General features: G+C 63.5%; 9 protein-coding genes. 3 read left to right on the forward strand and 6 right to left on the reverse strand.

Annotated elements, in window-relative coordinates; genetic code table 11:
* Positions 1 to 696, forward strand: a complete 696-nt coding sequence (locus JQ592_RS35180; RefSeq protein ID WP_211407294.1) for a GntR family transcriptional regulator — start codon at positions 1 to 3, stop codon at positions 694 to 696.
* Positions 697 to 1,047: 351 nt separating this feature from the next.
* Here the strand turns inward: JQ592_RS35180 and JQ592_RS35185 are convergent, their stop codons facing one another.
* Positions 1,048 to 1,233 (reverse strand): hypothetical protein, encoded by a 186-nt coding sequence (locus tag JQ592_RS35185; RefSeq protein WP_211407295.1) that lies wholly within the window; start codon positions 1,231 to 1,233, stop codon positions 1,048 to 1,050.
* A gap of 193 nt (positions 1,234 to 1,426) precedes the next feature.
* On the opposite strand from JQ592_RS35185, the gene JQ592_RS35190 reads away from it, so the two are divergent.
* A complete protein-coding gene (locus JQ592_RS35190; protein WP_211407296.1) occupies positions 1,427 to 3,448 on the forward strand; it encodes a YgiQ family radical SAM protein in 2,022 nt (673 codons plus the stop codon).
* A 17-nt stretch (positions 3,449 to 3,465) separates the two neighbouring features.
* On the opposite strand, the gene JQ592_RS35195 is transcribed toward JQ592_RS35190, so the two are convergent.
* The 5 genes from JQ592_RS35195 to JQ592_RS35215 all read right to left on the reverse strand — a co-directional run bounded on the left by JQ592_RS35195 (position 3,466) and on the right by JQ592_RS35215 (position 9,206).
* Positions 3,466 to 3,759: a DUF718 domain-containing protein gene (locus JQ592_RS35195; RefSeq protein WP_211407297.1), complete on the reverse strand. Its 294-nt coding sequence runs from the start codon at positions 3,757 to 3,759 to the stop codon at positions 3,466 to 3,468.
* 610 nt (positions 3,760 to 4,369) lie between these two features.
* On the reverse strand, positions 4,370 to 6,088 hold the full coding sequence (locus JQ592_RS35200) for a S8 family serine peptidase (RefSeq protein WP_211407298.1): 1,719 nt from the start codon (positions 6,086 to 6,088) through the stop codon (positions 4,370 to 4,372).
* 172 nt (positions 6,089 to 6,260) lie between these two features.
* Positions 6,261 to 6,719 (reverse strand): hypothetical protein, encoded by a 459-nt coding sequence (locus tag JQ592_RS35205; protein WP_211407299.1) that lies wholly within the window; start codon positions 6,717 to 6,719, stop codon positions 6,261 to 6,263.
* Positions 6,720 to 6,799: 80 nt separating this feature from the next.
* The gene (locus JQ592_RS35210) at positions 6,800 to 7,555 is read right to left on the reverse strand and encodes a hypothetical protein (RefSeq protein WP_211407300.1); all 756 of its coding nucleotides are present in this window, start codon (positions 7,553 to 7,555) and stop codon (positions 6,800 to 6,802) included.
* A gap of 523 nt (positions 7,556 to 8,078) precedes the next feature.
* Positions 8,079 to 9,206, reverse strand: a complete 1,128-nt coding sequence (locus JQ592_RS35215; RefSeq protein WP_211407301.1) for a zinc metalloprotease HtpX — start codon at positions 9,204 to 9,206, stop codon at positions 8,079 to 8,081.
* 103 nt (positions 9,207 to 9,309) lie between these two features.
* Between JQ592_RS35215 and JQ592_RS35220 the strand changes: the two genes are divergently transcribed.
* A complete protein-coding gene (locus JQ592_RS35220) occupies positions 9,310 to 9,696 on the forward strand; it encodes a hypothetical protein (RefSeq protein ID WP_211407302.1) in 387 nt (128 codons plus the stop codon).
* Positions 9,697 to 9,946: the final 250 nt, after the last annotated feature.

Below are 9,946 nucleotides of genomic sequence, written 5' to 3' on the forward strand. Positions count from 1 at the left end.
ATGCGACCACTCAAGCTCGATACGCCGAAATCGCTGTCGCAGCGGGTGATGCAGCGGCTGCGCCAGGCCATCATCGACGGCGAGTTCGCGCTAGGTGCAGCGATCTCGGAAGAGATGGTGGCGAATTCCTTCGGCGTCAGCCGCACGCCGGTGCGCGAGGCGATGGGCCAGCTGCAGGCGCAGGGGCTGGTGGTGATCCGCCCGCAGGTCGGCAGCTTCGTGTTCACGCCGAGCGCGGACGACATCACCGCGCTCTGCACCTTCCGCATTGCGCTGGAGCCCAGGGCGGCCGAGCTCGCCTTTCGCCATGATCGCGAGGGAGCGATCGCCGCGATGAGCGATGCGATCGCGGCGATGGAGCCTGCCGTCGCGGCCAGGGACAACATCGCCTATGGCCGTGCCGACGCCGCATTCCACGAGGCGCTGTTCGCCCATTGCGGCAACCGCTATCTCCTCGAATCCTACCAGCTCGTCTCCGGCCGCGTCGCCGCGCTCCGCACCAACCTGACCTCACCGATCGACGTCAGGACCCGCACCTCGTTCGACGAGCACCGCAAGCTGCTCGACCTGTTCGCACGCGGCGAGCTTGCCGCTTTCGAACAGCTGATGACCACGCACATCACCAATTCGGGCGTGGTCTATGCCAAGGCTCTGAAAGTGGAAGCGCTGAAGGTGGAAGCGCTGAAGGCGGAATGAGCGCGCCTACCGCCCATCCCTCGATCCCGGCCTGTCCAGGAAGTCCAGCGCGGTGTTGATCTGCTCGAGCTGGTGCTCGATCCTGTCGCGATCCTCGACGACCTGCGCCTTCTCGAGTTCCTCCACGAGCCTCTGCTTTCGCGCCAGCAAGTTCTCTATGACCGTGCTCACAAGCCCCCCATCGCCCCGAAGCAAACATCGGGGCAGAAATCCGGCCAGCGGCGCTGGCGCCGGGATTGTCGAGGCGCGCGCGAGCGGGGGCTCGCGCGGGCGCCAGGGTCAGAATGTTCGCGAAGGCGCTTGGTTCCTGCGAGTGAACCACAATGCTGGCAGATGTGATAATTGCGACACTCAATGCGTCAGGACGATGCCTGCAAGTTGCACCGGCGCGAGGGGGGTGTGGGCGATCGAGACGGCGACCGCAGCCACCAACACAAAGAACGTGCAGAGCCTCATATGCACCGTCCTGCGATCGGTCATCGGCAGAAGCACAAAAAACAACATCGCTAGGACCAGCAACGCGTCGATCAGAAACATGGGACCTCTCCCTTGAAACCGGGAGCAGGATGACGCGGCGCGGCCGGCGGGTATGTGGACAGCGTCACACAGCCGGACCGGGCCGTCCGCGCGGCTCGTGCTGCTGAATAATGCGCCACCGGGAACCCTAATCCGCGAAGGCGGCATAGCCGCCGGTTGTATTCGGGGGCGTGGGGTCCTATGCGTATCGGCCATGGACACCCAGATCATCACCGCCGAAAAGCCCCTGATGGCGCAGGCCCGGCCGCGCAAGCCCGCGCCGTTCCTCCCGATGAGCCGCGCCGAGATGGATGCGCTCGGCTGGGATGCCTGCGACATCGTGCTGGTGACGGGGGATGCCTATGTCGATCATCCCAGCTTCGGCATGGCGATCATCGGCCGCCTGCTCGAGGCGCAAGGTTTTCGGGTCGGCATCATCGCGCAGCCGGACTGGCACTCGGCCGAGCCTTTCAGGGCACTCGGCAAGCCAAAGGTGTTCTTCGGCGTCACCGGCGGCAACATGGACTCCATGGTGAACCGCTACACCGCGGATCGCCGGCTGCGCCATGACGACGCCTATACGGCCGGCGGCGAAGGCGGCAAGCGGCCGGACCGCTGCACCATCGTCTACGCCCAGCGCTGCCGCGAGGCGTTCAAGGACGTTCCCGTAGTGCTCGGCGGCATCGAGGCCTCGCTGCGCCGGATCGCGCATTACGATTACTGGTCGGACAAGGTGCGCCGCTCGGTGCTGGCCGACGCCAAGGCCGACCTCTTGCTTTACGGCAATGCCGAGCGCGCCGTGGTCGAGGTGGCGCAGCGGCTCGCCGCCGGCGAAGCGCCGCGCGAGCTCGACGACATCAGGGGCGTCGCGCTGTTCCGGCGCGTGCCCGAAGATTACACCGAGCTGCACGCCGACGATCTCGATTCCGCCGACGAGGGCGCCTCGCGCCAGAAGGGCGCGACCGTGATCCGGCTGCCGGCGCTGGAGCAGGTCGAGCAGGACCGCGAGGCCTATGCGCGGGCGTCACGCGTGCTGCACCGGGAAAGCAATCCCGGCAATGCGCGGCCGCTGGTGCAGCGGCACGGCGACCGCGATCTCTGGCTCAATCCGCCGCCGATCCCGCTGACCTCCGACGAGATGGACGCGGTCTACGATCTTCCTTACGCGCGCGCGCCGCATCCGTCCTACGGCGATGCCAAGATCCCGGCGTGGGACATGATCAAGTTCTCAGTGACGATCATGCGCGGCTGCTTTGGCGGCTGCACCTTCTGCTCGATCACCGAGCACGAGGGGCGCATCATCCAGAACCGTTCGGAAGGCTCGATCCTGCGCGAGATCGAGAAGATCCGCGACAGGACGCCGGGCTTCACCGGCGTGATCTCCGACATCGGCGGCCCCACCGCCAACATGTACCGGATGGCGTGCAAGGATCCGAAGGTCGAGGCGGCGTGCCGGCGGCCGTCCTGCGTCTTCCCCGAGATCTGCCCGAACCTCAACACCTCGCATGACGATCTGATCCGGCTCTATCGCAAGGTGCGCGAGACCAAGGGCATCAAGAAGGTGATGGTCGCCTCCGGCGTGCGCTACGATCTCGCGGTGGAGAGCCCCGAATACATCAAGGAGCTCGTCACCCATCACGTCGGCGGCTACCTCAAGATCGCGCCGGAGCATACCGAGCGCGGTCCGCTCGACAAGATGATGAAGCCGGGCATCGGCGCTTACAACAAGTTCAAGCGGATGTTCGATGAAGCAGCCGAGCGGGCCGGCAAGAAATATTACCTGATCCCCTATTTCATCGCGGCGCATCCGGGCACGACCGACGAGGACATGATGAACCTCGCGCTCTGGCTCAAGAAGAACCGTTATCGCGCCGATCAGGTGCAGACCTTCCTGCCCTCGCCGATGGCGACCGCAACGGCGATGTACCACACCGGCGTCAATCCCTTGCGCGGCGTGCGCCACGGCGGCAGCGACAAGGTCGATGCGATCAAGGGCCTGCGCCAGCGCCGCCTGCACAAGGCATTCCTGCGCTACCACGATCCCGACAACTGGCCGGTGCTGCGCGAGGCCTTGATCGAGATGGGCCGCCGCGACCTGATCGGCTCGCAGCCCCACCAGCTCGTCCCCGCGCACCAGCCGCCCGGCACCGGCAAGGCCGCCGGCACGAAGCGACCGATGCGCCTGGGCGGCAAGTCGCAGCGGTTCACGACCAAGGGCTTGCGGGTGATGAAGTAGCGGGCGCTGCGCGCCCGCTAGATGTCGAGCACCACCGCCCCCGACACGGCATCGGTGACGCCGCGTCCGTTGCCTTGGTCTTCGAGCACCGACCTGAAGCTGTCGAGAGTTTTGATCATCGCGGGCCGTGCCGCGACCATCGCGTCCTGACTGGCCCAGGTGCCGATGAGGCAGAAGGTCTGCTCGCCGGTCTTGATGATGACGCCGTGTTCGAGGCCCGGCCACTTCGCCTTGCCGTTCCGGTGTGCATCGAGGAAGGCGGCCTCCTCGCCCTGCTTCACCCTGAACTTGACCACATTGTAAACTTGCATGATGCGCCTCCGGAAAATGGATTGATGAAAAGGCGAACGCCGGACCGGTCGGGTTCGGACCGATAATCTTGCACCCCCAAAACAAAAAGTCGAAAACAACCCCATGCACAGTAGCCGGCAATAGCAAAATCAAGGGCTTGAAGCGCAACAAGGTCAGGTTTCGCGGTCATCGCGCTTGAGCGGGTCGTTTGCGCCCGACATTTACGAAAAGCCGAAAATCACTTGATCCGTCGGGCAAAACAGGAGCAGGATGGCAGGATCGCAAGAACCAGGATGGGGCGAGCCTCTTTCGCCACTCCGTGTCAACATCCTCGAGCTTCACGACTGCGTCCCGCGCGCAGGCTGTTCGGCGCTGCAGGAGATGGCGCCCTTGATCGCCCGCTCACCTGGCAGCCCAGCAACGTCTGCGCAATACCGCCGATGGCTCTGCCTTGCCCGCACCGCGCTCAAAGTGCTCCCGATCTTGTTTCGCTGTGCTCATCGACGTCGGGTTTCCAAGGAAACGCGGAAGTCAGTCGTCTTGAACGGGATAGGCAGCTTGTGACCCTCAGCCGACGTACCGGACGGCATGGACTCCCGAAAGGGCCTGCCCCCGGGTCCCGATCATGTTCTAACGTCCCTCCGCAAGCCCTGCGAGCGCCATCGCTGCTCTGAGTTCATGCACCGTCGCTGTTCCCGCGCCGGCGGCCTGGAACGCGAGAGGGGCCGGATTCAGCGGAAGCCGCGTCACGTTGGCCGGGCCGCGCGGCGGCTCGAACATCATCGACTGGATTGCGCCGAATGGAATCCGATCGAGCTGCCGAATGGCGCTGCGCATCTCGCGCAATCCCGCATTCAGCGGCATGGCAAGGGGGCGCTGATCGGACCAGACGCCGAGCGCGCGGGCTGCATCCGGCAACCCGGCTCCGGTCTGCCATGGATGGCCGATGGGTTGCGCCGTATCCTTCAGAATTTGAAAGAGACGTTCGACCCGGTGGGCATCCTTGGCGACGAAGCTGCCCTTGAAGTCGCCGTGATCGGCGAGGATCAACGCCGCAAGCGCGGCAACGTGAGCCGCTGCGAGCGAGGTGCCGTCGCAGACGGCGTAGCCGTCCGGCGACTGGCAGGTCGTGATCGCGACGCCGGGCGCGCACAGGTCGAGTTCGGACCCGCGGCAGGAAAACGGCGGTACGAACAACCCGCCTGCCGCCGCAGCCGCGGCTGCGGCCTGTGCCGCCTGCGGACTGTCGTCCGGGAAGCTTCCCATCCGTCCGATCGCGCCGACGGCCATGACATGCGGCGAACAGGCCGGAAACAATACGCCCTGTCCGGAGTTGCCGGCGGCGGCAATGATGCTGACGCCCTGCTGCTTGGCCATGGCCATGTGCTGCTCGACCAGTGCGGAGCCGCGCTCGCAACCGACCCCGACGCAGGCCACGTCGATGCCGTTTTGCAGGCAATCATCGAGCGCCGCGATCAGGTCGCTGCAACGGGCATCGAGAGGAAGCTTGTAAACATGCAGTTCGCTCTCCGGGGCGTAGCCGCGGATACCGTGATCTGCCCGCGCAGCCGCATTGATGATGCCTGCGCAAGGCGTGCCGTGGCCAGTGATATCCCTTGACCATGAGCGATCCTCGCCACTTCGGGCATCGATACCGTGCTTGATGCCTGCCAATTGCCTGTGGCTGGTCGCCACGCCGCTATCGATGAGCGCGATCTTGACGTCGGCTCCACGGCAGTGGTCGGGAATCTGATCGAAGCGCATCGCCTCGCCGCCCCAATCCAGTCGGCCAGGTAGCGGCAACGGTCTCAGGGTGAGGGTGTTCACCGCATTGGCCTCGATATTGGGCTGCTGTTGCCACAAGCCCCAATGGCCGGAACACGCGTTGACGAAAATGGCGGCGATTGTTTCCGGCACTTCGTCCCGCAGCATCAGATCGACGTTGCCGTCACGGTCCGTCTGCCCTTGAGCTGACGCCTGCTCGCCGACGAGCTGCACATTTGCTTGTTCCACAGGCGCGCCTGTCTCGCTGACAATCCGGATCGTCACCTTCAAGTCCGGCCCGAGTGCGGTCATCGTCGCGGCCGCCGGGATGAAAGCAGCGCCCGGGCCGGCAAAGGACGCAGCTCGCAGATGGCTGTCCGGCTCGATGATCAAGCTGCCGGCCGTGGAGCGGCGCAACGCGGCCGCGGCTTCGTCAGGCATGCGCACGATCGCAATAGGCGGGCCACTGACGCCGCGCTGGTCATGGGTCCACAGGATGTTGCCGAACTGGCTCAGTTGTTCGGCCAGTGTCTGTGCGCTGATGCCGGGACCCGCTGGCGCGATCATGTATTGGGTGTTGCGCACGGGTTTGCTTCGATTGCCGATCGAGGTCGGTCGCGCATCATCTGGACTTGCTGCCATGGCGTCGCCTCCGTTGATTTAGAGCGTTTTCGAGCGAAGTGGATAACCGGTTCGCGAAAAGAAAACGCGTCAAGACAAGAATCTGGAGCCCGTTCCGATTCCATGGGAACGGGCCCTAGTGGATGGAAGATTGCGTGCGATCAATCGAAGACTGTCGCGGCAATGGAATGCGGGGATCGGCTGCGCGGGCGGCTTCGATCGCGCGATAGGCGAAATAGATCAGGTTGAAGGCCTGCGCAAAATCCCGCTCGGTAAACTTGTTGGCCGCCTGGGTGACGATCGCGACGCAGTTTTCCAGGCCCGCATGCTGTGCCGCGTTGGCCTCGAGATAGGCGGAGAGCGAACGCAGCGTTTCTGCAATCATGTCTCCGATCATGTTTTCCGCAGCCTGATAGTCGAGCACCGGGTTCGGCATCGGGAAGCTGCCGGGCGCGGTTCGGAACGGCTGCTCGAACCCTTGCGATTGCAGGCGCAAGAGCAGCGGCATCAAATTGCCAAGCAGGCCGACGAGCTGCTGAATGTCTGAGGAGTGGCGCTGTGATGCGGATGCGGCGGAGGGATTGGAATCCGACATGAGGGTTCTCCTTCGGAGGAAGCGTGCGCAACGGCGGGCGCGACCGCCGCTTTTGGCGGCGGGCGCGCCTTACCGCGCGGTCAGATCATCCGCTGCTGGCCATAGGCCTGAAGATTACCGATGACCTGGGGAATGACGCCGATCAGCTGGCGGGTGATGTCGGCGACATCCTGCTGCGTCAGTTGTCGCTGCTGGCCGAAGCCCGTCGCACCGCCGAATGCCGCCTGGAACTGCGGCGCGCCGAACTGCGTACCCCACATCTGCGCTGGCTGAGTCTGCGTGGGATAGCCGAGACCGAATTGACCGAGGCCTCCGAATTGGCCCTGGCCGAGACCGCCGTGCATGGCCGAATGCTGCATTTGCGGCTGGCCCTGCAGCATTCCCACGATCTGCGGCACGATGGGCAGGATCTGCCGCACGACCTCGCTCACGTCTTGCGGACTTAGCTGCCGTGGCGCCTGGCCGTAAGCCGCATAGCCCATTCCCGCGAATGGGTTCTGAGCTTGCGCGAGGATTTGAGGCAGCGCCGGTACCAATTGCCGCACGACCTCATTCACGTCCTGTGGCGAAAGCTGGCGCTGTTGGCCGCCCCAGTGCTGCTGACCCCAGCCCGTTTGCCCGCCCCAGCCGGGGCCATATCCAAACGCGCCGAAGGTCGGCTGACCGCCGAACTGTCCATATTGTTGTCCATAGGCTGCCTGGCCCAATCCAAGGCCTCCTCCAAACTGTTGGCCGCCTTGCGAACCGAATGCTGCTGTTCCCCATTGTTGCGGACCGAACTGTCCGAATGGCGAACCATGCGCGAGGTTCTGTTGCAGGGTGTCATAATACGTCATCGCTTGGCCTCCTTGCGATGGTGGTGCCCTCAGCCCGCAATCCTGCGAAGGCGGTTCGCGTGCGAGACCGCTTCGGCGGTAACAGCTGTCCGTCACGCGACGGCGCTGGACCTTCGAGTTCAATGCTTGGAACGGAAGTCTCAACTGAAAGTAACGTCGCCCGGTTGAGGGAACGCGTTGCGTCCCTCTAGGTGTCGGGTCGACGGTAAGAATGTTTTAGAGCGGCAAAATGATAGCCGTTGACAGATGTGGGAGCGGATTTCCTCGCTGACCACGAGGCCAGCTGCTTGTCGTTTACGTCCTACGTCCGCTCAAACGCTCGGCAATTACGCTGGTGTCTCCCCGGTACTGCAATGAGCAGAGATGCGGAAACGTACTCACATCAAAATAGTTTCGCGAAAGCGCGGCGATATTTTGACGACGACCCAGCCCCGCAAAAATTTCAAGCGCGCGGATTTTCGTCAGCACGCTTTGCCTGGTCAGCGAGCCTTCCGATGTGCATCGGTGAAAACTTCAGCGAATGCTAATAGGCGAGGTTGAGCAACGTGCCGACGCGCTCGGAGGTGGCGGGATGGCTGCGAAGCAAACGCGCCGGATCATGCGCGAATGCGGGGGTGCGGCTTGGTGCAGAGCCGGTGTGATGGCGCTCCAGCTTGTCGAGTGCGGCGATGAGCGCTCGCGAGTCGCCGGTCAGTTCGAGTGCCGTTGCGTCCGCATCCATTTCGCGCACGCGCGACAGAGCAAGTCCAAGGAGCTGGCCAAGAGTCGGTGCTGCGCTCAGCAGCATTGTCAATGGCCGGCTTGACGTCATGCCACCGTGATGTTGGCTGGTTCGCAGCAGTGCGAGGCCAGCGAGTGAGGTCCAATCGATCGCGCGTCGCAACGCTGTCGCCCAGCCCATCGTCCAGGCGTCATTGTTGCGGATATGCGCGACTTCATGGGCCAATATCCCGGCGATCTCGTCGCGAGTCATGCCGCGCAGCAGGCCCTCGGTCAACACGATGGCACTGCGGTCCGGTCCGCCGAGCGCATAGGCATTCATGTCGCGTGGTGCCGGCAGGCAATAGAGATCCGGCAATCGCACCAGGCCGGCCCGGCTGCAAACCTTTGCCAGAATGGCGAACAGGTCCGGCACCTCGACAGGGGACAGCGGGCGCGCGCCGAACCAGCGGTACATGCTCTCGCGCGAGATGACCGTTTCGTCCGGGCGCGGCGTGCTGCCCATGAGTGCCCGCTGCATGCCCTCGGCGCCTCCGACGATCCAGCCGCACACGGCGAGCAGCAATGTCATTGCAAGGATCGCCAATTGAGAGGATTGCTGGTTCGCGGCCTGATGGGCGTGCCGCCGATGCCGCAACCGCCACTGGTCTTTCGAATTCAGCTCGATACGGCATCGCAGGAAGACACCTGCCTCGGCCGCTGGCCAATAGAACTCCAGGATGACGGTAGAGCCGGACCGGAAAGCGCGCAGCATCTCTCGTGGCGCATGTCGCACCAGAACGAACGAAAGACATGGCGCAAGACCGGCAACGATATCTTGGCCGTGCCGATCACCACTCAACGCCATCGGGCCTACACCAGCGTGAATCACCCCTGTTCCCTCGTGCGCGTTCAAAGCAAAAAAGCTACGGATCTCCTGGTGCCTTGTCATGCGAGTTTCATGCCGAAGTCCCGGAATCCACAATGTCCGATCTGCTACGGTGAAAGCGCCACAGGTGAAATCTCAGGAACCGGGTTCCTGTTCAAGATAAACGATGGTTTGGTCAGATAATACGCTTCGGACTTACTGCGGCGGCGGGTCGCCGCTGGTGCCGGCAAAGGACGGCCACGAGCACGGGCCATCCCTTCGTGGCGAATGCGAGGTCGCTGACTTCTCTAGATTCGAGACTTTCGACAACTACTGCGTTGCGATGTTCTCCTTTGAGTACCTGCATAGTCATTTCGCGTACGGTGGAGGGCTCGTCGATATCGACATTCGCTCGCCTCGCTTTCTGAAAGCCGTCGCGTCGCAGGACGACATTTTTGCAATCGAGGGTCCCGACCGCGTCAGATTTAACCAAGCACGCTACCAAGAAAAAGTCATGACGCGCTGGAGGGGCGGACTGGATGATCGCAACATAAGAGCTAAGAAGGGAACTTAGCACGGAAGTGGCGGTCTAGAGGTGAAGGTCTGCTTCTGGCCCCATGCTGAACACCACGAGAGCCGTCTCGACGTCTGCTGTCTGAGGGAAACCGGACGCCGCCCAACCGATAGGCTGAGCCCGCTTTTGACCCTGGCTGTGTTTGCACACAACCAAGACCCAATGTATGGTCCGGCCGTGCGTTGCAAGTGGTTTTGCCGAGCTGGCGGTAAGCGGTCTTGCATCAATGTATCCGGCCTTTGATTGGAGC

The sequence above is a fragment of the Bradyrhizobium iriomotense genome (genome assembly GCF_018129405.1).
GTDB lineage: Bacteria > Pseudomonadota > Alphaproteobacteria > Rhizobiales > Xanthobacteraceae > Bradyrhizobium > Bradyrhizobium iriomotense_B.